The 24,897-nt window shown below is 55.8% G+C and carries 11 protein-coding genes; 1 reads left to right on the forward strand and 10 read right to left on the reverse strand.

Annotation, left to right across the window (positions count from 1 at the left end; genetic code table 11):
- Positions 1 to 13 precede the first annotated feature (13 nt).
- From NSQ46_RS28385 to NSQ46_RS28415, 7 genes are all read right to left on the reverse strand, one after another.
- On the reverse strand, positions 14 to 3,880 hold the full coding sequence (locus NSQ46_RS28385) for a DUF5722 domain-containing protein (RefSeq protein WP_342575601.1): 3,867 nt from the start codon (positions 3,878 to 3,880) through the stop codon (positions 14 to 16).
- A 103-nt stretch (positions 3,881 to 3,983) separates the two neighbouring features.
- Positions 3,984 to 6,344 carry a family 78 glycoside hydrolase catalytic domain gene (locus NSQ46_RS28390; RefSeq protein WP_342575602.1) on the reverse strand — a complete coding sequence of 787 codons (2,361 nt, stop codon included), beginning with the start codon at positions 6,342 to 6,344 and terminating at the stop codon, positions 3,984 to 3,986.
- Positions 6,341 to 8,488 (reverse strand): alpha-L-rhamnosidase C-terminal domain-containing protein, encoded by a 2,148-nt coding sequence (locus NSQ46_RS28395; RefSeq protein WP_342575604.1) that lies wholly within the window; start codon positions 8,486 to 8,488, stop codon positions 6,341 to 6,343. The genes NSQ46_RS28390 and NSQ46_RS28395 overlap by 4 nt, the downstream gene beginning before the upstream one ends.
- A gap of 26 nt (positions 8,489 to 8,514) precedes the next feature.
- The gene (locus NSQ46_RS28400) at positions 8,515 to 9,345 is read right to left on the reverse strand and encodes a carbohydrate ABC transporter permease (RefSeq protein ID WP_342575606.1); all 831 of its coding nucleotides are present in this window, start codon (positions 9,343 to 9,345) and stop codon (positions 8,515 to 8,517) included.
- A 12-nt stretch (positions 9,346 to 9,357) separates the two neighbouring features.
- Entirely contained in the window at positions 9,358 to 11,268 is a 1,911-nt protein-coding gene (locus NSQ46_RS28405; RefSeq protein ID WP_342575607.1) for an ABC transporter permease subunit, read from the reverse strand.
- Positions 11,269 to 11,375: 107 nt separating this feature from the next.
- Positions 11,376 to 13,049, reverse strand: a complete 1,674-nt coding sequence (locus tag NSQ46_RS28410) for an ABC transporter substrate-binding protein (RefSeq protein WP_342575608.1) — start codon at positions 13,047 to 13,049, stop codon at positions 11,376 to 11,378.
- A 158-nt stretch (positions 13,050 to 13,207) separates the two neighbouring features.
- Positions 13,208 to 14,221: a LacI family DNA-binding transcriptional regulator gene (locus NSQ46_RS28415; RefSeq protein ID WP_342575610.1), complete on the reverse strand. Its 1,014-nt coding sequence runs from the start codon at positions 14,219 to 14,221 to the stop codon at positions 13,208 to 13,210.
- 334 nt (positions 14,222 to 14,555) lie between these two features.
- Here NSQ46_RS28415 and NSQ46_RS28420 point away from each other — a divergent pair, with 334 nt between their 5' ends.
- The gene (locus NSQ46_RS28420; protein WP_342575612.1) at positions 14,556 to 16,472 is read left to right on the forward strand and encodes a beta-N-acetylhexosaminidase; all 1,917 of its coding nucleotides are present in this window, start codon (positions 14,556 to 14,558) and stop codon (positions 16,470 to 16,472) included.
- Positions 16,473 to 16,883: 411 nt separating this feature from the next.
- On the opposite strand, the gene NSQ46_RS28425 is transcribed toward NSQ46_RS28420, so the two are convergent.
- The 3 genes from NSQ46_RS28425 to NSQ46_RS28435 form a co-directional block, all read right to left on the reverse strand.
- Entirely contained in the window at positions 16,884 to 17,831 is a 948-nt protein-coding gene (locus NSQ46_RS28425) for a hypothetical protein (protein WP_244869055.1), read from the reverse strand.
- Between the two features lie 65 nt (positions 17,832 to 17,896).
- A complete protein-coding gene (locus NSQ46_RS28430; RefSeq protein ID WP_210094271.1) occupies positions 17,897 to 18,388 on the reverse strand; it encodes a sigma-70 family RNA polymerase sigma factor in 492 nt (163 codons plus the stop codon).
- A gap of 163 nt (positions 18,389 to 18,551) precedes the next feature.
- Positions 18,552 to 24,824: a 5'-nucleotidase C-terminal domain-containing protein gene (locus NSQ46_RS28435; RefSeq protein WP_342575614.1), complete on the reverse strand. Its 6,273-nt coding sequence runs from the start codon at positions 24,822 to 24,824 to the stop codon at positions 18,552 to 18,554.
- Positions 24,825 to 24,897: the final 73 nt, after the last annotated feature.

Consider the following 24,897-nt stretch of genomic DNA (forward strand, 5'->3'; position numbering starts at 1 on the left):
GTCCATCCCCTGTTCATTCGACCTCTGCCAAACCACTCTCTTTCATCTCTGACCCGTCATGCGGTACCTGTACTTCAGCCGTAGCCACCGTCTCATTGCCTGCCTGATCGGTAACGGTATACGTTATCGTGTAGATTCGGCCGGAGCCCTGGCCTGACCTTGCTGCCCGCAGCAGGAAGGCGGTATCGGGCGTGCCGTAGTCCGCATCCTGAATATCCTCAGGCTGCAGTTCTTCATTGCTCGTAATCGAAGTGAGAACGACCGAGTCGATATCCGAAGCTTCGTCGCTTGCTTCCACGACCGCATTCACCTGCACGAGCTTCTGATTCGGCGGCCACAGCACCGCTTGATCAAGCGTAACATTCACGCTCGGCGCAGTCCGGTCGATCGGAATGGCCAGCGATGTGGACTTTCCAGTTTCACCCGATGTATGGACGGCGCGGTATTCGACCGTATTGACACCGTCCGTATCGATCGTAAATGCGGCGTCGTAAGCCTGCCACTCTCCGCCGTTGACGCGATATTGAATGCTCCAGCCTTCAGGTACGCCGCCTTCCGCCTCGATGGACACGTTCACCGGCTGAAGGTACCAGTCCCCGCGTCCATCCGGCTGCTCGGGCGATACAGCTGCGGCAAGCTTCACCCGTTCGATGCTGTCCGCAAGACCGATGCCGTCGACATGGAAGGAACCGCCAGACCAAGGAATCCGGTTCTCCGGGGCAATCCAGATTTTAATTTTCGTTATGCGGTCCTTATGCGCCCATTCTCCAAGATCGACTGCCACTTGGGTCCACTGCTTCGCCGGGACATTCTCTTCCGCTTCAAGTATATGCTGATCGCTGTAGATCTTCACCCGTACAGTATAAGCTTCGGCCGACGCCGGACCTTGCGAAGGATGAATGCCGAAGAACAGGTACCGCTTGCCTTCGGCGCTCCATGGCTGATCGAACGTCTTGGCAATCCCTTTGCTGTCGCCCAGCTGTGCTCTCCCCATCACGGATGCCTTCAGTGACCGGCTGCCGCTGGCGGCGATGGAATCATCCATTCCGACCTGGGAGACGTATTCCGCTTTGGTCCAGCCTTGATCGTCTTGTTCGAAATCAAACCTGACCTCGGCCCCTTCCAGCTGGCCGACCTGAATCGCCTCGGCCTGGGCTGCATCCGGCATTTCCCGCCGCGCGAGCTTGCTGGCATCAAAAGCCGGCGCGATCTCCGTCCAATCGCCGATGCCGATGATCGGTTTTGCGAATTCCGTCACCTCGAGCGAGCGCTCGGTATCGATATATTTGAACACATCGTATACGAGCTTGTGCTCGTCAGGGATGTTTAAGCCTTTACTCGTGTCTGGATCATGCGTCCACAGACCGAGGTTCAAGCCGTATTCTCCGGCATGATCCACATGCCTGTGCAAGATGAAGGAGTCAATCCCGTCCAGAAAATCGGTAATGTAATAGGCATACGCATAAGCGGCCGCCTGCACCCGCTGGCTCTCCGGCGAATTGTCGCCGCTATGAAAGCCCTGCTCCGAAAGGATGATCCGGCGCGCTTCATCACCGTACAGGAACTTCGGCTGGTTCATGTATTCTACAAGGATGTGCAGGTTCTTGAACGTGATTTTTGGCGTATCGAATTGCTCCAGCGACTGGGGTGCAATCCATGCCCGCGGATCGAACAGGTTCTCCGGGTATGGGTGATAAGCGATATGCCATGGAATATCGCCTTCCGCAGCAATCTCCGCCTGCAGCGTGTCGATAATCGAGCGGCCGTCAAACGAGCCGATCTGTGTCGGTGGCAGCTGCTGGTCCCAGTTATGCGTGAGCGAGATGTATACTCTGGCGTTGCTGTAGTAGCTTTTTACGATCGTATTCGTCAGACGCACCGTCCGGGCATAGTCCGATACGAACTCTCGCACCGTCTTATCATTGCCCATGTTGTACCATGTCTCCCCGGCGTCCACCTCGTTGCCGACGATGTAGTTCACGGCCCTTCCGTATTTCTCGTCCTCGCGCGTGTAGCGTTCCGCCAGGAAGGCGGTAATCGCTTTATAGTACTTCATGCCGAACTCATCCGTTGTATTGAAGGCATACACAATGCCGTCGGTCGCATCCGGATGGAGGAGATACCGGTTTGGCGTTGTGGCGTCCATCCCGGTCTTATACATCAACAGGATCAGGGATACCGTCACCCCGTTATCCGACAAGCTCTTAATGGAATTATCCCTCTCTTCGATCCAATCCTTCTTGAAGTAAAAAGTCTCTCCCTCATGCACGTATTCGAACGTATTGGCGGGGTTAACCGTGCCATCGATATATAAGGCGTTATTGTAGTCCACATTCAGCGCCGCGTGACTGATGCCCAAATCCTCCGCATCGCCCACCATTTGCACCTGGAGCCCCTTTTTGCTCTTCGCAACCGGGAACGGATAAGTTCCGAGCGCGAGCGCATCCGGATTGCTCACATACTTGGCTCGGTCTACAAGGTCGATCGTCCCGTCCTGCCGGACGATGGCAACGGCGAATTTGGAATATATCCGGGTATGGCCCGCGTCGTCCGCCAAGCCGATGTCGAACGTGAATCTTTCGGACAAATCCTGCTCGGCTAACGGCGCCCGATTCTGCAGGTCTCGATCCGATTCGTAAGGCTGGAGCTCAAACAATTGAAGCTTTGCGCTCTCATAGGAATCGACCGTTTCCGGGTCGAGCACTCCTTCGATGATGATCCGGTCGAGAGAGGAGGCGATCTCATGCCTGGTCAGCTCTCCCGGGAAACGCTCGATCGGCGCCAGCTGCTTGAACCGGATCTGATCGATGCCGATCTGTCCTCCGCTTGCTCCGTCCTCGCTTAAGAACGACAGCCTGAACTGTTTTAAGGTACCGGTCCAGTCGGGACTCAGCGACAGATTGAACTCATACTCGGCGGACGAGGCGTGATTAGCCGCAATATCGAATTCCTCCGATTTGGCGGTGTCCCAGGCCGGGCTCTCCTCCGTCACCCATTCGACCCTTACTTTATGGAACGAAGCATCATTCCGAAGCTTTACGCTGAGCGTATTGTAATGCTCGATGTCCTGAATGATCATGGGAGACTGCAGCACCGGAGCAGCATCCGACACATCCAGCAGCAGCTCGCCGCCGGCCGCGCTCACGGCCGCCCCCTGCGCGGTAAATCCTTCCGTTTCACCGTCGATGCTGAAGTCCATGCCGATCGCGTTCGACCCGCTGAGATAATCGATTTGATAATTGCCTCCCCAATATTCATAGCCGGGATCTCCTGGCTTCAAGCCGCCGTGGTCAAAATTGAGCATGAACGCGAATTCGATCTTCGTGATCGCATCCCGATGCGCCCAATCCTCGATGGATACCGCAATTTTGTTCCAGCTGTTCGGGTTGATCTTGGCAATGCTCTCGTAGGCTTCGTCTCCGTTAAACAACGTCGCCTTAATGAGATAATCCTCCGTCTGCCAGCCATAGCTGTTTGCCGCAAACGTTAAATAGTTTACTCCCGATAAGTCAATGGGCTGATCAAACTCCTTGGATACGGTTCTCCATTCATAGGCTTTGACTTGGTCCGACCAAATCTCCAGCGTATGGCTTCCCTCATAAGGCGTATTCGGGCCGTTCGCATACCGGTCGGCATAGGTAACGTTCTCCGCACCGGCTCCCGCGCTCCATTTCCCCGGCTGGTTCACCTCGTCAGGCTGATTAAAATCATCGATGATGATGGACGGCGTGTAACCCGAGACGCTTCTGACATGGGCAGATGCTGTCAGGTCAGGGTCATACGTACCTGCAAGGGCAATCCCCGCAGGGAATGATTGCAGGGCAATCGCCGCCATGGCGGCAACGAGCAGCGGTTTCATGAACCTCTTCAGCTTATTCACGTTCAATCCTCCTCGCATGGCTATGAATATGTTCACACACGGATATTACTGCTGCTTCACCATTCACCCCCTTTCCGCTCTCCTCCGCATTGTTCCGGATCCGTTACACAATCATCCCTTCTCGTGTGCTCACAACAAGCTCCGTTCCTTGCTCAGCCTTCACCGTCAGGCATTGCGGAATCGTCAGCTCATAGCGCAAACCTCCCCCTTCCTTTCGATTCCAGCGGGCTTCAATCAGCCCGTAACGGGTTGGCACTGCTCCTTCCGCCTCGGACAAATCACCCGGATCGAATTCAATTCGCACCTCCCGATCGCCAAGCCGTCTCAAATCCAATCCCAGCACATATCGGGTCAAAATATAGCTGGGCGACGCCCCCCAACCATGGCTGAAGCTCACAGGGATATGATCGATCAGATAGGTCGGCGTGTGTCCCTGATACGGACTCGGCACCGTGCTGAACGGCAGGGCTGGATCGAACGTCTCCCACCAGGTCGTCGCTCCGCGGTCCAGCATTCCGCCCCAGTATTCGCGAATAAGGTCCAGCGCGCGCCGGGTTCTCCCTTTGCCGATTAGCGTTTCAAGGACCACATGATAGAAGAAAGCGCCCTTTAAAGGAGGAAGCTTCCCGGCCTCATACCATTCATCCAGAAACCGATCGGCTTCCTTCGGATCCATAACGCCCGACCAGACGGCAGCAAAATTGGTCTGAGCCGTGATCTGAGCCGACAACCCTTCCGGACCGATGCAATCAGCGAATACGATATCGCCGGGCTTCCGCATCTGCCCCCGGATCGCCGTCCTCAGCCGGGCCGCATGCTCCCGCCACTGCCTTGCCAAATCGTGGAGATCCATCTCGGCAGCCAGATCCGCCGCCAATCCCAGCGCCTTGTAATAGAAGCAGGAAACGGCCGTCACCCGGTCCCGCCGATCGATGTAATCGGCCCAGTCGATAAAGCACCACCAGCCTGGCCTGTCGGCCCGTGCAAACAAGCCGCTGGAATCCTCCTGGTCCAGGAACCACGCCATGAGCCGCTCGACCGCTGGCCAGATTTCGCCGAGAAACCCGCGGTCCTTCGTGTAGAGCCAATGGGCGTGCACGCCGAACAGCCAGTGCGCGCAGAAATCCGGCAGCAGGAACGAATTTCGCTCCGGTCCCGTACCCGGAATGGAGCCGTCCGGATTCTGAATGCGCGCTCCTTGCAGCAAGCATTTACGAAGCAGCCGTTCGTCGCCGAAAGCATGGTAAATCACTTTGCCCATTACCACGGCATCCGCTACCCATAGCGCCTCCTCCCGCAGCGGGCAATCCTCCAGATGATCCTGGCTGTTGACGAGGGTCGTGTAGACGCCGACCTCCCAGATCCGGTTGAGCCGCTCATCACTGCTTCGGAAATAACCGGAACGGTCAAACGGATAATGCACGGATTCGACGGCAAAATGCGCCACCTTCAACGGAACCGGCGTCGCCTGGCACGACACCTGCAGAAACCGGAATGCCCGCCGACCGAACGGCTTAAGCCGGTTCATCCCTGGACGCAGAATAAACGTATCGTACAGCTGCAGCTCCAGCGATTCCCCATACGACAGCTGGATGACGCCGCCTTCTGGTGCATGAACCTCCAGCTCGGGGTACCCTACCGTTTCCTTGCCGAAGTCGAACACCACCCCGGGGAGCGATCCGGGGGCGCTTGCATCCAGCGTCCAGCTATCCCAGCCGCTGCCGCCGGCTCCGGCCGATGCTTGCGCTGCTTCGGCCAGCATCCGGCATTCTCCGGCGCTGACCCCGAAATTGGAGTCCGTCCGGATGATCGCAGCCGGCTTCGCCAATACCCGTTCCAGCGGCGGAATCTCCCGGGGAAGCAGCCGCGGCCAAGGGGAGTCCGGATCCAGCGCAGCGGCGACTACGGATGCTCCGGCCCATGAAGCATCGTCATAATCGGGCTCCTCCCAGCCATCCTCTTTCTCCGCCAAGTAAATTTCGCGGAAACCGTTCCACAAATGCTGCCTGGAGACCTGGGCCATCCACCTTGGCGAACGGCGGACCTTCCAGTCGGTATCCGTTGCAATAACAGCTAGTGTCCCGTCGCCCATCTCTATTTCCAGCTCAGCGATGAGGCCGCCCGGACCCTGCATCTGTCCTGTCACGATATCGGAGGTTCCGAAGTTGTAGGCGACGATCGCGAGCGCATTCCTTCCTGAGCGGATCAGGCCGGTTACGTCGATTTCGTCGTAATATTTCCACTGAAGGTCAGCGGGAGACGGGCCTCTTCCCGCAAAGCTTCCGTTGAGGTACACCTGATATTTTTGATTCGCCGACACGAACAGCCGGGCTCGGGAAGCTGGTTTTTCAAGATCAAAGCTCTTTCGAGCCTCCAGGTAAACATTCGGCGTATTGGGGGGAATGTCTCCCCAGATCCAGCTCGCCTGCCATGACGCCTTCTTTTTGTGCAATTCAGCTTTCATCCCAGCCTCCCTGCCAGCTCCGCCCCTCGGATGCGGGCCGATTTGATCATACGACCGTCCTCCTCCAATCTCCACTCCACCGAAATGGGTCCCCGCGGGCTCGGGATCACGCCGCTTGCCGCCGTCAGCCCTCCGATGGCATGAGGTTCAAACGCAATGCGTTCATATCCGGGAGAAAGCGCCCGAATGCCGAGCACATACTTGGCGATCCACACGACCGGCGTACTGGACCAGCTATGGCACAGACTCATCCTGTAGGAGCTGTACGCGGTATATGTGGTCAGCGCGTGGTGAATATCGCTGCTCGGCGTCAGCCTCACGCCTTCCCAAAAGGTCGTTGCTCCCGCATCCAGCATCGTCCCCCACACGGTGGCAATCACTTCCCACGCCCTCTCGTGCATTCCATGCTCCGAATAGCACTCGGCCAGCCAATAAGCCGAAAGCGGGGTGAGCGGGTCCCTCAGCCGATAGCCAAGCAGAAACCGGCGTGCATGCTCTTTACCGACATACCCGCTCTTAATGCCGATGACCGAAGTCAGCAACGCGTAAGAGGAGCCGATGAATCGGCTCTCGTCAAGCTCCGCGCGCGGCTCACCCCACTGAATGCCAAGCTCCGGTATATCCCCTGCCAGCTGCTGCATTTGGCTCTTCGTCATGCTATAAATCGCATTTAAGCACGCCCAGGACTCGGACTCGGCCATCGGCGACCATTCGATGAAGGAGTAAGTCCCCTCGGCCTCCGGCATGAACACCCCGGTGCCGGCATCCGCATTCGCCCTTACCCAGGCGATATGCCGCAGCAGCTCCTCCCGGAGCTCCAGCACAAACGCACGGTCGCCCGTCTCAAAGTAGTAATCCCAAATGCTGCTGAGCCACCACAGCGTATAGGAGGGCAGATTGTTCATCCAATAGCCGTAAGGCGTCCGGCCCAGCTCGAGAAGCGACCGTTTCAGGACGGAGTAATCGTCCCACAGCGAATATTCGGTTTTGGCTGCCAAATAAATATCGTACGCCCAATTCAGACGGTCCCGCTTGATGCCGTCCCACAGCCCGATTTGGTGGCATACCCGGCTTGTATGGACTGATACATCATAGATTCGCCGCATCAACGGCTGATCGACCTGCAATTGCCCGACCTGGTTCAGTGCAACGCCGGCAGCCTCCAGCCGAATCTCGGCTTGGAAGGGCGCTCCGCAATCCCCGCTCACATACATCCTGACGTAGCGCATGCCTTGGGGATTGGTTGCGACGGCGCTCCCCGCAGGCACGGTCAGCCATTCGGTCATACATCCGTCGTAATGCAGCAGCTCTTGCAAAGATTCCGCGCCGTTCCACAACAGACCGATCTCCGTATCCCCCCTGTTCTCGACCCAGAACCGCACGTTCAGCTCCTGAGGCAGTTCAAGCAGCAGCTGCGGCACCCGGCTTAAATCCAGCTGGCGCTGCTGCGTCCGGCGTTCCTTCCACTCGCCCTGCTTCAGGAGGTGGTAGAAAATATGCCGCTCGTTCCGGGCCTTTACCTCCCCCAGGAGGATCGGTCCGGTTGTAGTCCCTTGTAGGAGAAAGGCGCCATCCTGATCAGAGTCCGCCACCATGCCGTGAACCGACATAACGTTCACGCCATGGATCGGCTCGGTAGCGATATCGCCGTAACCGCCGGCAATGAACCAGCCGGGAGCCCCGTCCAGATCACCGAAGGGCTCCTCGCCCCATACGCAAACCACTTCGGCAGGGGAATCGCCAGCGCTCCAGGTCTCGTCCGTGGCCAGCCATAATCCTTCACTTCCGCTTATATACGCGATACAGCCGACCGAGCGGTCGTGCAGATGCATGTTGATCGGATGCATGGGCATCGATACCGTGTTGCGGATTTCCAAACGAATCGTGTACGCCCCCGGCTCCAGCCGGTCCGGCAATCCTTCTACCTTGAAGAATGCCGACGTATGCCTGGCGTGCTCCGCAACGCGACCAACGGGCGCTCCGTTCAGCATGATTTCCACTTCTCCCGTGCAGGCAAGCTTCATCTCTATCCGCTCCGCCTCTTGCAGAACAAAGGATCTCTCCAGCACGATCCGTCGTCTGCCTTCCCGTTCCCGGTGCCAGATCCAGCTGGGAATCTTCTCCGCTTGTCTGTGTATATTCATCCATCTCTCTCCATTTGGTCCGTCGTTTATATTTTCAAGGCACCCTGCGTAACCCCTTGAATGTAGTACTTCATCCCGAAGCTGAACAGCAGCACGAGCGGAATCGCCGAAATGATATAAGCTGCGAATTCCACGCCCATGTTGGATATGCCGAACTGGTTCGTAAACTGCGTAAGACCGACGCCAATCATCTGAATGCTGTTCGATTTGATCGTGAGCAGCGGCCAAATATAGTCGTTGTAAATACCGACCGATTGCATGATCATCAGGGTCATGAGAACCGGAACCGACAACGGCAGCACCATTCTCGTAAAAACGACGAATTCGCCTGCGCCGTCGATTTTGGCCGCATCAAACAGCTCATTGGAAATCCCCGCCATGAAGCTTCTGCACAGAAACGTGCCGAAGATTTGTCCTCCAGCCGCGGCGCTGATAATAATAACCCAAGGCGTGTTGACCAGGCCCAGGTTCGCATACAGCACGTACGACGGGATTAGGGTCATCACGCCCGGGATCATCATGATCGCGAGCATCATCATGAAGAGCACCTCCTTGCCGAGGAATTCCTTCTTGGCAAAGGTGTAGCCCGCCACAGCGGACAAGGCCACCACGAGCGTGCCTCCCACCGCCGCATACAGCACCGTGTTCAAGGTGTACCGCCAAATGGCAGCGAACGCTTCCGCATAATTGCCGGTTTGCGCCGGAATGGGCAGCGTCCAGATGCCTCCTAGAATCTGGGCGTTATTTTTGAAGGATGAGATCAGCGTAAAGACGATCGGGGCGAGGGTTAATCCTACAAAAACCGTAAGCAGCACATAAAGCGCCGACTGCTGAACAAGCCTTGCCTTGGTATTCATGCCGCTCCCCTCCTAGTCCGTATTCGTTTTGATAAATTTCATATTGATGACCGTAATGATCATTATGATGGCAAACATGCTGACGCCGAGCGCCGAGGCATACCCCAGATCATTGAATTTCGTAGCGGCAAAATACATCTGCAGCGCCGGTACGTAGGTTGAATCCGCCGGCCCGCCCCCCGTTACGATCAGAATCGAGCCGAAGTCCTGGATGATGCCGATCAGCCCGAGCACGATCAGCAGCTTGAATTGCCCGGCCAGCAGCGGCAGATGGATGGTGCGGATAATCCGGAAGGATTTGGCCCCGTCGATCCTGGCCGCTTCAATGACCTCGTCCGGAATGGCGATCAGCCCCGAGTAGAGCACCAGCAGCTGAAGAATGCCGACGAACGGGAAGCCCATCATGATGATAGCCCACAGCGCGGTATTCGGGTCTCCCAGCCATGCATGGCTAAGCGAGCCGAGCCCGATCATCCGCAGAACCTGATTCACGAGACCGATGTTCGGATCATACATATCCTGCCAGACCAGCAGCATGCCGACGGATGGAATGACCATGGAAATAACAAAGAACGTACGGAATACGTATTGTGATCTCTTGCTTCTCAGATGGTAGATCAGCTCCGCTACAATCAGCGGAGGGATGAGAGCCTTAATCAGCCCGGTCACGATCAGGATCAGAAGATTGCCCACGCCTTTGGTGACGTACGGATCATTCAGCATGCGCCTGAAATTGTCCAGGCCGATGAATTCGCTCCTGGCCCCCGGATTCCAGTCATATAAGGAATGAATCAAGCCGGAGATAGCCGGGATATACAGGAATATGATCAGAAGCGTGAAGCTCGGCAGAAGCATGGCATAGGCCAGCTTGCTCCTCCACAATCGCTGAAGGATGTGGGGCTTCTTGCGCCAAAGCCACAGGAACAACAGTGCGATCAGCACGATGGAGACCACGACCGCCCCGATTTGAAGCATCTTCTGAGTCATCGCCGCTTGTTTGCCTTGCGCAAGCACGGCTCCGACTTCATATTGGAAAACGGCTCCTTGATCCGATCCTGCAAAGAGCCTCGTGCCGTCAGCGCTGAATCGGATTTGCTGGCCGGCACCAACCTCCTTCGTGCTCCACAGCAGAGAGCCGCCCTCGTCCGCCACGTAATAATTGCCGGAATAATCAGCGGCCGCAACAAATGCTCCATCATTGGTGATATGGACAGATGTGACCTTGTCCTTGGTCACCAATTCGCCAAGGCTGTCGCCTTCGGACGAGTAGATGACCGCCTTGTTGTTGGACGATCCTACGACCAGCGTGCCATTGTCGCTGACAGCCACATGCTGGATATCACCATCTAGGGGGATCTGAAATAGCTGCTCTCCGGAAGGGCCGAACATATAAGCATACTGATTGGCCGCACCCGCTGCCAGCCATTGCCCATTCGGCGATAAGGCTGCTGTCTTCACGGCGATGCCCACAGGGATCTCTTGCAGCACCTCTCCCTGTTCGTCCAGCAAACGAATCACGCTTTCGTTGTGGAGCGTTATGATCACTCGTTTGCCGTCCGGTGTTGCCGATAAATTCTTGATCATTTTTCGGAAATCCCGGCTCCAGATCTCCTCGCCCTTCGCATCAAGCTTATACAGATGCCGGTCGTCGGAGGAGACCAGCATCTGCCCGTCATTCAGAAGCGCGACACCGGTAACGACGTTTTTTGCCGCAAATTCGAACTGCTGCGTGCCATCTTGCTGAAGCAATATTGCGGTTGCATTCTGCGTGCCGACCGCCACCTGCTCGCCGTCTTCGGAGATGGACACCGCTTTGATCGTCAGCCCCTGCTCCATGGTCCAGATCGGCACGGAGGCATAAATCGGCGGGATCCACAGACATAGCAGCAGCAGTACTAATAGGATGGATTTGATTGCCCGCATAACCTTATGTTCACACTCCCTTCCATGCCAAGTGGAAACGCAGGACCGTTCGATACGAGTACCCCTTTTTGTTTAAAACGGTACCCTGCGCTTCACGATTTCGCATGCTACTGCCTAACCGGCGGCTGCCGCTCCGGATGCTCAAGGTCGGAGAGCTCCTTCTTGCGTTCCTTCAGCATAGCCTCAAACTTGGCATCAATGTCGGCCTGGTACTGCTTCAGCAATTGGTCCACATCGATTTCATCGTTGAAATATTTGGAGATGAGGCCGATGTAGCTCTGCACGGACGGCTGATAGTCGTGGAGACCGCGCGCCAGCACATTGCCCGGGCTGTTCAGTCCTTCCGTGTTTCCGATCGCGTCGAACGACTCGAATGTCTTCTTCATTTCCTCCGGCAGCTCGATATCGTTTAACAGCGGAGCGCCGCTTAAGGAAGCATCCTTGGAGTTTTGAACAGCCTCAAGGTATACCTTGTATCCTTCCGGACTGGTCAGATACATCATGAAATCAATGTTCAGTGCGGTCTGCTCCGCATTCTTTTTGACAAAGCCGTAAAAACCGGTATAGATATGGATCGTTCTAGCAGGCGCCTGCACCAGCTCCCCTTCCATGGAAGGCATGTTGAAGAATCCGAAATCGAATGATTTTACGCCTCCGCTCTCGCCCGTCTTCTCCGCATCGGCAAAATCCTTCGGAAGCTGCCAATAAGAGGACGGCAGCGCAACCATGGTTGCGGCCTTGCCGGTCAGGAACAGCTTGTAGGCCTGCTCCTCCGACATGCCCATGAATCCCTCGGGTGCGTAGCTGAACAAGGTCTTCAGATTGGTCAACACCTCGCGCCAAGCAGGATTGCCCTCGACTTTGTATGGACCGACCTTGTCTTTGATTGCCTTATACATCCGCAGCTCATTCGTCGACACATTGGAACGGGAATCGTTGTACGGATCGTTTAGATCGAACTTCCAGTTATCGTCGATGCTCGGCATATAGGTATAATCTTCCGGCTTGGACCGGATCAGCTCCACATAGTCGCGGAAATACTGGTCCGGATAAATGCGCATCAGCCAACCGGCCTGACCGCTCCATAAGGAGAGCGCATTGCCGCCGATCGTAAACGGGATGTACCCTGCTGCCTTCAGCTTGTCAAAAGCCGCGGTCAGCTCGTTAAAGGTTTTCGGGGTGTCTGTGATACCAGCCTTCTCAAACATCTCTTTGTTGTACATCCACAAAATTTGCACCGATTCGAAGTTCAGCGCTTGCAGCGTTTGCAGATTCGGATCATCCAAATTGACGCCCATGCCGTCGAGATTGAAGCTCTCCTTCCAGAGCTTCCCCGTATAGGGGTTCTCCGTCTCCAGCCAAGGCTTGAAATCGACGAATTTCTGGTCTTCATTGAGATCGCTGTTCTCATTCGTGTTCACAAAATCGGCCTCCGGTTCCCCGGCGGCAAACTGAGCCTGCAGCCAATCCCGGTACCCCTCGGCCGGCTTGATATCCACGACCACTTTAACGTCGGGATGCTTCGCCATATAGGCTTCGGCTACCTTGCCCCATACTTCGGCGGAGGCTCCGCGCAAGGAGATCTGGATGGTGCCGCTTTTTGATTGTGCTACCGGCTGGCCGGTAGCAGGTTCTGCGGGTGTCGTATTGTCGTTATTGTCGTTACTAACGGGAGTCGGTGCCGGTTCGGCACGGTTGGCGCTGCCGCCGGAACAAGCGGCGAGCAGCGTAATGAGCGAGGTGATCAGGATGAGGCTAACGAATCTTCGAAATGGAAACATGACTTTCACTCCCCCTAAGCGTTCAATGTATTCGCTTACATTTATGTGAAGTCTAAGCTGATCAAGTTGACCTGCATCACTCCCTTCAATGACGATGGGGTACAAAAACGTTTTTGTATGGTTTAAAAAAAGAACCGTCCAACGAAATCTATTCGTTATCAGGTCGATTCTCTTTCGCACACGGTGCAAGGCAGTACAATGGTCTGGATATCATCAAAGCCGATCTCGCCGTCGATCAGCTTCATCAGCAGCTGCGCCGCTTCGAGGCCCATCTGCCGCATCGGCAGCTCGATCGAGGTGATGGACGGACGGGCCAGCTGGGATACGACGGTATTGTCGAAGCCGATGACCGCTACGTTGTCCGGCACTGCATAGCCGAGCTCCTGCGCCCGCTCCACAACGCGGGAGGCAATGACGTCCCGGCCTGCGATAATAGCGGTTGGGCGGTCCTTCAGGCTCAGCAGCTTCTCGGTTTCCGCATATCCGCTGTCCTGCTCGAACGAACCGATGGCAACCAGCTGCTCGTCGAACCGGCCCACGAATTCCTCCATCGCCAGACGATACCCGTTATACCGGTCAAGCGAGGCATCCACCTCCAGCGTGCATGGCGTAATAAGCGCAATGCGGCGGTGGCCCTTGCCGACTAAATACTTCACCGCTTCGTATGCCCCTTGTTCGTTATCCGCGTTAACGCTGTGGCATAGACCCGGGATGGCGGGCCTTCCAAGCAGCACGAACGGGAAGCGGTTCTTGATCAATTCATCGAATGGCTGATTGATGGCTGCCCCCATCAAAATCAGGCCGTCGGCCGACTGCTTCCGGTACACGTCGAGCAGATGATCCGCAAGCTTGCTTGTGCTGGGCTTCTGGAAGGAGAGCAGCAGATCGTAATTATTATCTCCCGTCGCCTGCCCGAGACCCTTGATCACGTCAAGAAGAATGCTGTTCTCCAGCCCGTCTACGGTGTCCTCGACGACCAAGCCGATGTTGTTCGTCTTCTTGGTCACTAATCCGCGCGCCGATTGATTCGGCCGGTAATTCAGCTTCTCGATTGCTTCAAAAATGCGTTTCTTCGTCGCTTCGGCCACATGGGCCGATCCATTCATCGCGAAGGATACGGTACATACTGCCACTCCCGCTTCGCGGGCGACGTCTCTAATGGTTGCTGCCATGGTTATCTCCTTATCTCGAATGAAATCATATGTAATCCGTGTAAGCGATATCATAATAACCTAAACGATCGATTGGAGTAGTAGCTCGGTATGCAAAACGTTTTTGCAAAAACGATTTGTATCTAAAATACACCCGTAATTTACCAGTGTCAACAGAATTTTTCCTCGATTCGATACCGCGGATTTGGAATGAGTTACAGATTGCTGTTAAGAAACCGGTTCAGCCCGGCTTGATAAAATCCTTATTGCTTTCCGCCCACGATTGCAATACCATTAAACATTATAATGATATAATGTTGTGACGTAAAAATCGTGAAACAGGGGGATTATCTCGATGAAATTACGTTTCGAGGGCCTAACCGCGGATATTGAATCCGGTGCCCGGATATTGTTGCATGAGCTTGGCGTGGAGATGAGTGAGGACGGATTTCCTGTCCGCATCGGACAGTCGGAGGGCGAACTCGTGGTCGGCCGCGAAGCGGACCATGCCTACATCCGCTATGGGGCGAAGCATCAATTCTTCCGTGGATTTGGCCTGCTCGTTCAGCACAGCCGCCAGCGCGAAGCCTTCCATATTCGGGAACAACAACAATTCGACCAGATGGGGCCTATGCTCGACCTGTCCCGCAATGCAGTGCTCACGGTAGAGAGCTTCAAGCTGATGCTGAATAAACTCGCCTTAATGGGCATGAATACCGTCATGCTGTATATGGAGGATACGTACGAGATCGAGGATGAGCCCTATTTCGGATATATGCGGGGCCGCTATACGCAGGAGGAGCTGCGGGAAATCGACGACTATGCCGATCAATTCGGCATTGAGGCGTTCCCGAGCATCCAGACCTTGGCACATCTGGAGGAATTCCTGAAGTGGGAGCCGATCAAGCATTACCGCGATACGAAGGGAGCGCTGCTCGTCGGCAGCGAGCGAACCGATTCCCTTATTGAACGGATGATCGAAGCAGCCAGCGCCCCGTTCCGCAGCAAGAAAATCCACATCGGCATGGACGAGGCGGAGGAGCTCGGTCGCGGCAAATATTTGGACCTGAACGGATATGAGAGCCGCTTCGACATCATGCTCGCGCACCTGGACAAAGTGCTGGCTGCCGTCCGCAAGCGCGGACTCAAGCCGATGATGTGGAGCGACATGTTCCTCAAGCTCGCTTCCGGCGGAGGCGGCGATGCGGCATATTACGCTAAGGACACCTCGATCCCGGAAGAGATGGCCCGCCGCATCCCGAAGGACGTGGACATGGTGTACTGGGACTATACCCACATGGAGCCGGGGGACTATGAGAAGTTGATCGCAAATCACCGTCCTCTCGGCTGCAACCTCGTCTTTGCCGGCGCGGTGTGGATTTTCAATACGTTCGGCGTCAATTACGGGCTCTCCCTGAACGCATCCGATGTCGCATTGCAGGTGTGTAAGCAGGAGGGCATCCGCGAGGTATACGCAACCATGTGGGGAGACGACGGAAATGAGGGCAATCCGTTCGCGGCCCTGCTGGGCCTTCAGTTATACGCAGAGCATGCCTACTCGGAGCAAAAACCCTCCTGGGCCCACTTGGCCGAACGGGTAAAATTCTGCACGGGCATCGAGATGGACACCTTTCTGCTGCTCAAAGATCTGGACGAAATTCCGGGCCAGGAGCCGAACAATGCGAAGCAAAGTAATCCATCTAAATTTCTGCTGTACCAGGATGTGCTTCTCGGTTTATTCGACAAGCAGATTGAGGGCTTGGACCTCGCGAACCATTACGCGGAGCTGGAGCAGCGCATTCGCGACAAGCGCAGCCCGGATGCCGGGCTGGATTATCTGTTCGACATGCCGGAAAAGCTGAGCGCCGTATTGAAGCGCAAAAGCGAAATCGGCATTACGTTGAAACATGCCTATGATGCCAAGGATCACGAGTCGCTGCGGCATATCGCCAAAAGCGTGCTTCCTGCCATCGCGGATGCCGTCCGTGACCTGCGCGCCTCGCACCGCATCCAGTGGCACCGGATGTTCAAGCCTTTCGGCTGGGAGGTCATCGATATCCGCTACGGCGGCGTCCTCACCCGCCTGGATACCGCATCGCTCCGCATTCTTGATTATGTGGACGGACGAATCCCGCGGCTCGAGGAGCTGGAGCAGGAGCGGCTCGTGTTCAGCACCACCAACCGCTTCAACCACAAAGGCGTCGGCTGGTGCAGCCACTATTACCGGATGGCGTCGCCAAACGTATTCTATCATGTGCTGAATCCGTTCTAATCCGGCAAACTCCGAATGGACCCGAAGGCCGAATGCCCTCGGGTTACCAGGGCGTGCCTCTTGTCCATGTCGCAGCAGTGAGCCAACATCATTGAGCAAACAATGGGCCAACACCAAGCCAACATGGAATCGACATTGAACCACTTTGAACCGACATTGAACCACATTGTACCGACATTGAACCGACATTGGATCAACATTGGACCAACATTGGACCAACATGGAATCACCTCGAATCAAAGTTAAACCGGCTTCATCCGTTGAACCCAGCGTCTCATCCGCGGTAACTCAACCCATTTGCATCAGCTCGGCTGGCTCATCCAACGAGTGACCCAAAAAAAGAGCGGCCCCAAGGGTCGCTCTTTTTTCATAAAGTCAACGTTTCCTATAATCAAAGGCACTCCATTTATGCTACTCCATGCGATCCCATAGCGCGCCGAAGGCCTCGGCATCCATTTCGAAAAACACCTGCGCATGGCTGTATTTTGCATAAGGCCCGCTTTTGAACAGCCGCAGCTCTACCTTGGTTCCATCCTCCAGATTCAGATATAAGAATTTCTGTTCACCCGAACCGGCATCGTATATTCCGGCTTCCATCAGCTGGTTCTCCGCAACCGGCTTTGCCTCATATAACGCCTTGATGAAAGCGTCCAGTGAAGCATCCGCGGGCAGCTCCTCGAGACGGGTCTCCCCCATATTCCAGCTGTCAAAGTCCTGCCACTGCGCTGAGGCGATCCGGCCGTCAAGCTTAAGCTTGCCCGCGATATCCTCACCCCGCATAACGGTAATGCCATTCAAATGCTCATATAACTCGGCAAAGACCTGACCGTCGTGCTCTTCATAGGACATGATCCGAAACGTCTCATCGTACCCCTGTACCGCGTAAATATCCGCCTCGCCGATGGTGGAGGCAAGCTCCGTATAATCCGCCTGCGTGCTCCATTCCGTAATGCCCGCCGTCGTCCTGCCGAGCTTCTCTCCGCGCAGCTCCTTGGCCGTCTCGGCCGTGATCTGCGTCCCTGTCTGGGTGTAAATGTTGCCTTTATAGACGACCAGGCCGATCATATCCATCATGACGCCGTCGTCTTTCGGAAGCTCGATTGCAGGAAGCTCCACCTTCTCGTGCCCGGCTTCGGCCGGATCCCGAGGACCCTCCATCCCGGGCAGTGCGTCCTGGCCATCGCTCACGGTCGGCGTCACAGCAGGCGCTTCCGCTATAGGCGTATTCTCTGTCTGCCAGATGATCGATATCACCAGCACCACGCCTAGCATAACGGCAGCGCCAACGCCAGCCATGCCGATCCGGCTTCTCCTTATCGGCGGATGTTTCTCTTGCTCTTTTTCTCGGATTCCATTCATGAGACGTTCCTCCAATCCTTGATCAGGTTCTATACGATTTATCAATTTCTTGTAATCATTCCGGTTCATGGGCGCTCCTCCCCTTCCAGGTCCATTCGCAGCAGCTTTCTGCCGCGCTGAAGACGCATCTTGACGGCAGATTCGCTGATCTGGAGAATGCCGGCGATTTGCCGCACCGAATAATCCTCGTAATAAAACAGATGAATAACCGACTTGTATTTAAAAGGCAGGCCCATCACATGATCCATAAGCAGACGTTCCGACGGCTCCTCGAAGTAATCGTCCATATGCTCCATTCGGGTCACCCGTTTGCGCCACAAACTGGACAGCATGTTTTTGCACTGGTTTGTAATCACCCGGATCAGCCAGGCTTTCTCGTGCTCCCTGTCTGTGAACACAGGTGCTTTGTTCATCAGCTTGATGAACGTTTCCTGCATGGCTTCCTCGGCATCCTGCTTGTTTCCAAGGTATACCATTGCAATTTTGAACAGCATGCCGCCGTAAAGTTCATAGGCTTCCGCAATATCCCCGCCCGGCCGGAGCGAATATGTCTGCATGGTGTTTCAGACCTCCTTTTACCCTTAACACAGTTATGGACGCAGATGGGTCACATTTGGGTACAAAAAAAAGAGCCGTTCCCATAGGGAACAGCTCTTTTGCGGTCAATCCTCACAGCAGCGCGAAGCTGCCGTACATTTCGCACGATGATGTGCGCCCATGTTACTTCGCAAAGGTCAGCTTGCCTAGCATCCGGTTCAGCACCGCGGCGCTCTCGCCTCGCGTTGCATGGGACTTCGGCGCAAACCGCTGTCGGTTATCGCCGTTCAGAATATCAAGCTCGCCTAAAACTTGCACCGCTTCCTCGGCCCAAGCACCGATATGAGCCTCATCAGCGAAGCGGATTGGCACATCGCCGCCTTGCTCGTACCCGGCGTATTCCAGCGCCTTATGCGCCATAGCCGCCATCTCTTCGCGCGTAATCGTCCGGTCCGGTCGGAATGTGCCGTCCGAATAACCATTGACGATGCCTGCTTCCACAGCTGCCCGGATCGAACCGGCATGCCAGTCGTACACCGATATATCCTGGAAAGGATCCGATGACGAAGCAGCAGTCAGACCGAGTGCCCTTACAATCAGCGCTGCAAACTCCGCCCGCGTGATCGGAGCATTCGGCACGAAGGACTGCTCCGAACGTCCGGTAACGATCATCTTGGCAGCGAGTGATTCAACGTCCCCCTTCGACCAGTGGGAACCGATGTCTGGGAACGTGGCCGTATTCCGGAGAACCAGATAAGTCCCGCTCTCCCGGCTGTAGATATCGACCTGCTGCCCATTCACTTTGAACGGCACCGGTGTGTAGCGTCCCTCGTTCAGACGCACCACCGCCAGCGAATTGGCCGGCCCGGTCTGATCCACCGCGACCGAGCGTTTCACGTAAGAGGCATACTCATTCAACTGCGCGGTTTTGCCGCTGGAAGCATGCGCCTCTACAGCGTAGTTCACCGCTTGCAGCGGGCGATAGCCCTGGGCTGCAGCTGCCTTCAGCGCGTCGGTATCCTTGGCCACCCGGACAACCAGGCGAATCCCGGCGGTATCCGTCCCAATCTGCTTCGCCAATTCCTGAAGGTTAATCTCCTTCTTCGGCAGTTCGAAGCTTCCGTAAGGCGTTACGACGCTCAGCACCTGGACGCCTGCTTGGGCAAGCCAAGCCTGCAACGCTTCGTTATCCACCGTAATCGAAGTGGATTGGAAAGGCTGCGCGCTAACGGCCTCGACCGTTACTTTTCCGCCAGCCGGCTGCTTCAACGCATCCTTCAAGGCAGACCCGGTCACCGTGCCGGAAGCTTCTCCATCCTTCACTTGAACCTGCACCTTGACTTTGCCCGGCTCTGCAGGCGATGGCGTGCCGGTACCCGGCGGGTTCACCGGAGGGGTTGCCGGTCCAGGGGAACCCGGTGTGCCTGGATTTCCCGGCTGGCCAGGCTGCCCTGGCTGTCCTGGCTGCCCTGGATCCGGTCCTCCAGGAAGCGGTGCTCCCTTCAAGTCAACGATCCGGCCTTCGACTGCCGAGGTTTTGTCCGTAATCGTGCCTACCTTTTTCACGTAACCCGAGAAAACCTCATAGTCCGGAAGATAAAGCAGCTTTACGCGCCCTTCCTGATAGGCCTTCTCTAGCGATGCGTAGAAATCGCCGCCCTTGGCGGTAAACGCGTTCGTAGCAACCTCGTACGATTGCTTCGGATCGATCAGCTCATAGCCGTTCTTGCCCTTCACTTCCATGCGGAGCACACGCTCACCGGCCGGTTTCGTGGAATCATAGTAGAACCTCATGCCGGCAATATGCGGGAACCGTCCGTCCTGGGCAGGGATTTTGGACACTCCGTTTTCCAGCGCCTCTTTAATTTCCTGACCGGTCAGGGTGATGGTAACCAGATCGTTGTTGAACGGCAGGACCGTCATGATGTCGCCCATCGTAACCTTGCCGGCTTCGATCGACTCCCGGATGCCTCCGCCGTTCTGCAGCGCGATCACCGCATTCGTTCCCGCTGCCCGCGCCGCATCCAGCATGCCGTCGGCAATCAGGTTTCCAAGATTGGTCTCCTTCGTCCGCACATCGGCCCGGACACCGTTTAATTTAACCTCCGTATAGCCGACCTCCGTCTGCTTCAGTTCCTCTACGCCCGGCTTATATTTCGTATTCAGAAGGTTGAGCGCCTCGGCATCCGGCTGGATCACGTACTGGCCGCTGCTATCCTTTTCATCAACCGAGGCCAAGCGGCTGTTCCAATCCTGCAGAACACCCTCGTCGTCGAACACGACTTCCAGCCTGCCTAGGAATTGACCCTTCTCGCCGGTCTGTACGATCAGCTTCGGCTCGCTGTCCGTACGATCCACGACGGCTTGATCCAGCTTGGTGTGGCTGTGCCCGCCCACGATAATATCGATGCCTTCCACGGCCTTGGCCAGGTTTACGTCGACGTCGTAGCCCAAGTGCGACAGCACGACGATTTTGTTAATGCCTTCCTGCTGAAGCATCGCGACGGTATCCTTAGCCTTCTGTACGGCATCGTCAAACGTGACCGGCCCCGGAGAGGCAATGTTCGCCGTGTCTTCGGTGGTCAGGCCGATCAGGCCGACCTCCTGGCCGTCCACTTCCATGATGACCGCCGGATAAATGTTGGCGGCTTTGGCATCCCGCGTGACGCCATCGTTGAATTTCTCCCGAAGCACAGGATCTGCCGAGAAGTTCACATTCGAAGACACGAACGGGAATTTTGCGTTCTCGATGAATGCGTTCAACACCTCGGATCCTTTGTCGAATTCATGGTTTCCGAAGGTCATCGCATCGTATTGAACCAGATTCATGAACGCCAGATCGGCTTGTCCTTCATATTGATTAAAATAGAGCGTCCCGGAGAATACATCCCCCGCATCCACAAGCAGCGGATTCACCGCTGAAGCCTTCGCTTCTTTAATGGCCGTCACCCGGCGCGCGATGTTGTCGGGCGAGCTGACGGTATCCAGATTCGCGTGCGTATCGTTCGTATGCAGAATCGTCAGCGGGAAGCCCGAAGCGGCCTCGCCCGTCAGGTCCAGCTGCGCGACCACCGGATCATGGTCGGACACGCGGCCTTTGGAGGCCGGGAAATCGGCGTTAAGATGGACAACGTCAACCTCAGCCGACTTCGTCAGATTCTTGCTGACCAGAATATGGTCAAGCACCTGCGAGTTGCCATCGTACGTATACGTATACCGCTCTCCCGGCGGCAGAATGTCGATCAGATTGTCGAGCTCATTGCCTTTCAGAATCGTTCCGGTCTGCGTGAACTGGAAATCATTCAAATCGCCCAGAACGATGATATTCGCGTCAGGATTGCCCTGCAGCACATCCTTGACGAAGCCGTTCACGACAGCCGCAATCTGATGGCGCTGAGCCTCACTGGATAGCAGTGGCGGCTGCGTGCTGCCGAAAGGCCCTTGGTCTCCGGATTTCGAATTGAAGTGATTCGCTACGACGATCACTTTTTCGCCGCGGAATTCGAACTGGGCGGCCAGCGGCTTGCGGGATGCATGGAACGCGCTGTTCTCCGGTTCGATCCGGCCCGGATTGTAGGTAAGCTGATCCGTGGCCGCATCATAGGCAACCGCATCCGTCGAGGAGCCTTTCTTGCCGTTCACGCTCTCCGACAGCTTGACGCGGTCGGCGTTATAGAGGAAGCCAACCCGGATATTCGCACCCGGTGCACCGCCATCTTTGTTGTTGACCGGATCGATGTCCGTGAAGCTGTACTCCGGTCCGCCGGCCGCTTTGATCGCTTCGATCAGCGCCCGATAGCTTTGATCCGCCGCGGTCGTGCCGTCATTCTTCTCCCCGTTGTTGTCCTGAACTTCGACCAGTCCAATGATGTCCGGGGATTTCAAATGACTCACGATGGAATCCGCAAGCTTGTTGATCTTGGCGGAGCCCACGCCAGGGTAAAAGTTCTCGATATTATAGGTCGCCACGCGCAGCTGGTCATCCTTCACGTCGATCGTGGATACCTCTTGTTCAAAGGAACCGCCTTCGATCGCAGGCAGCCCGTCTTTTGGAGGAATGACCTTGAAATTGCCGCTGTTGTATCCGATCACGCCGATGACATCCTCGGCAAACGTATCGCCCGTGCTCACTTCCTGCCCCGGATTCCCGTAAGCGATGATCAGGCGCTGCGGGTTGAAGTTGCCTTGCTCCTTCAGCACCAGACCGCCTGCCGGCGTAATGACGTCCGGAACGTTATTTTCGACACGGGTCGGAATGTTGTAGGTGCCGCTGCTCGTCCAATACGGACTAATAATCGTCGGATCCGGCAGTCTGACCCGCATCCCTTCAAGCGATTCGTAGAAATCGATGGCGTCTTCTTCCGGATCGAACACCTGGAATCCGTCATTATCGATGATCGATGCCGGGATCGGCCGTCCGCCTTTGCCCAGCGTAACCGGCTCCGGCAGCGGCTGATTTTCCGAGATTACGGTGAGCGATTGCAGCTCGATCTGGGTTGAAGTCAGATTGGACGAGCTTCCTTCGTTATATTCCGCCACTTTGCCGGTAACGGACACAAGGTCGCCTACATCCGGCAGGTTAGTACTGCCCGTCCCAAACACGAAAATCGCATCGGAGGTGTTCGGATTATTATCCGGCTCTGCATCCTGGATATAGAAGCCCTTGATGCTGCCATTGGAGAAGGTATAGCCGTATTGCGTAACGATACCCTCAATGCCCTTTACGGTTTGCCCATTATACGGCGAGGCGTGTCCTTCGCCTTGAATGTCCGCAATGCGCGGCTGCTGTGTCGCCTTGTAAGCAAACTCATACGCTTTGCTCATATTCGTGCCAGAGACCACGATGGCCTTGATGGTCATGTCGCGGTCCACTTGAATCGGCTTGGTGTACAGCGTGCTTGCCGTCGTCGGAGTCGTTCCGTCCACCGTATAATAGATGCTGGCTCCAGTCGTCGGACTCGACAGCTCTACCGTGCTTCCGATCATGATCGGGCCTGGCCCCGGGCTTGCGATCACGGAGAACAAGTCTTCAATCAAGGCGTCATTGCTTAGCGGGATCAGCTCGTAGATATTGCCGTACTGCTTCACCACGCCCGTTACCCGGCTGAAGGTTTTACCCGGAGCAAGCTTCGACAGACCGGAATAAATGATGAATTCGTGCCCGCCTTGCTCGGCCGTAAACTCGCCCGCCCGATTCTCGGACTTAATGGACACATCCTCCAAATAAACCAGCCTTGCCTCGTAAGCTTCCCCTTTGTCTGCAGCAAGATCCGCTCCGCTAATCCGTACCGCCTGCGGCGATCCGACGTTGCTGTCCGTCACGTTATACGGCAGCAGCGCATGCGGCTTGATCTCTTGCAAATTGTTGTAAATTTCCATCACGCCGGCCACGCTGACCCGATCGCCCACTCCTGCGCCAATCGGATAATCGTAGAGCACGATGCCGGCCGTATCGTCCTGGATATAAGTTTCTCTGCCTTCGATATGTGTGATGATGCCTTCCGTCCAGACGTGTTCGCCCTTAGACTTGGCTCTCGCTTCCGCAACCGATGTTTGCTTCAAAATATCATATTGGAACGACGTTACCGGCCCATCCGGAATGCCTTCCATAGCGGCAAACGCATCGATTCGGGTCGGCTCGTTGATGACGATCGGACCGTCTACGAGCTCAAACCCTCTGCCAGCGTTACCCGAAACGTACACATCCGCATAGACCGAGGCGCCTACCGTAGGCGGGGCCAGCGTAATCTCTGTCCCTGCCGGCCAGGCATTCGGTTCCGGGGAGGCCGTTACCTTGCCTAAGCCGCTGCCGGGATTTCCGGGCGTAGCCTGATATGATTTGTTTCGAGGGTCCGGTGAACCAACGTAGAAATCTTCTGCATTGTTGTCCGTATCCAAACCGCGATTCCCTGGCTGACCTGCGGTCAATTCTTTCCGGATCGCCGCCTTGGCATTCGATAGAGCTGGTGTCGGACTAGCTTCGAATTCATTCGCCTGGCCGTAGCCTACGAAATCAATACGGGCACCAGCCGCGTTTACAAGCTCAACCTTGCCCTGGCTGCCGCTCAGATTCAAAGTCCCTTTCAAATCCGGCTCAGGAAGAGGACTACCTGTTGAGCCCCCGCTTTGCTGAATTAATAGATATTGATAAGGCTCGATGCTACCTGTTAAAGAGGTTGTGTTATTAAAATCACCTGCTGCACTTGCATAACGTACCTTCCAGCCTGTAAGGTCCACGGCCTGTCCCGTAGGGTTGAACAACTCGATGAAATCGTTGGCATAGACCGCCCCGTTGCCCCCGCCGCCCCCATAAACCTGGCTGATGACCACTTGATCATTCCGAGGCGAAGCTTCCGCTACCTGCACGGATCCGAAAGGAACAAGAATACTTACCAGCATAGCAATAGCAAGAAGTACACTAAGTGGTTTTCGGCCCTTCTGGAATCGAATGCGCATTCAGGTATTCACTCCTCAACTCTATTAGATTTTCAGCCTTATTTACTATATATACCAGAATTGTTTTGGCCGA

The sequence above is a fragment of the Paenibacillus sp. FSL M8-0142 genome (assembly GCF_038597315.1).
In the GTDB taxonomy this organism is placed as follows: domain Bacteria; phylum Bacillota; class Bacilli; order Paenibacillales; family Paenibacillaceae; genus Paenibacillus_AQ; species Paenibacillus_AQ lactis.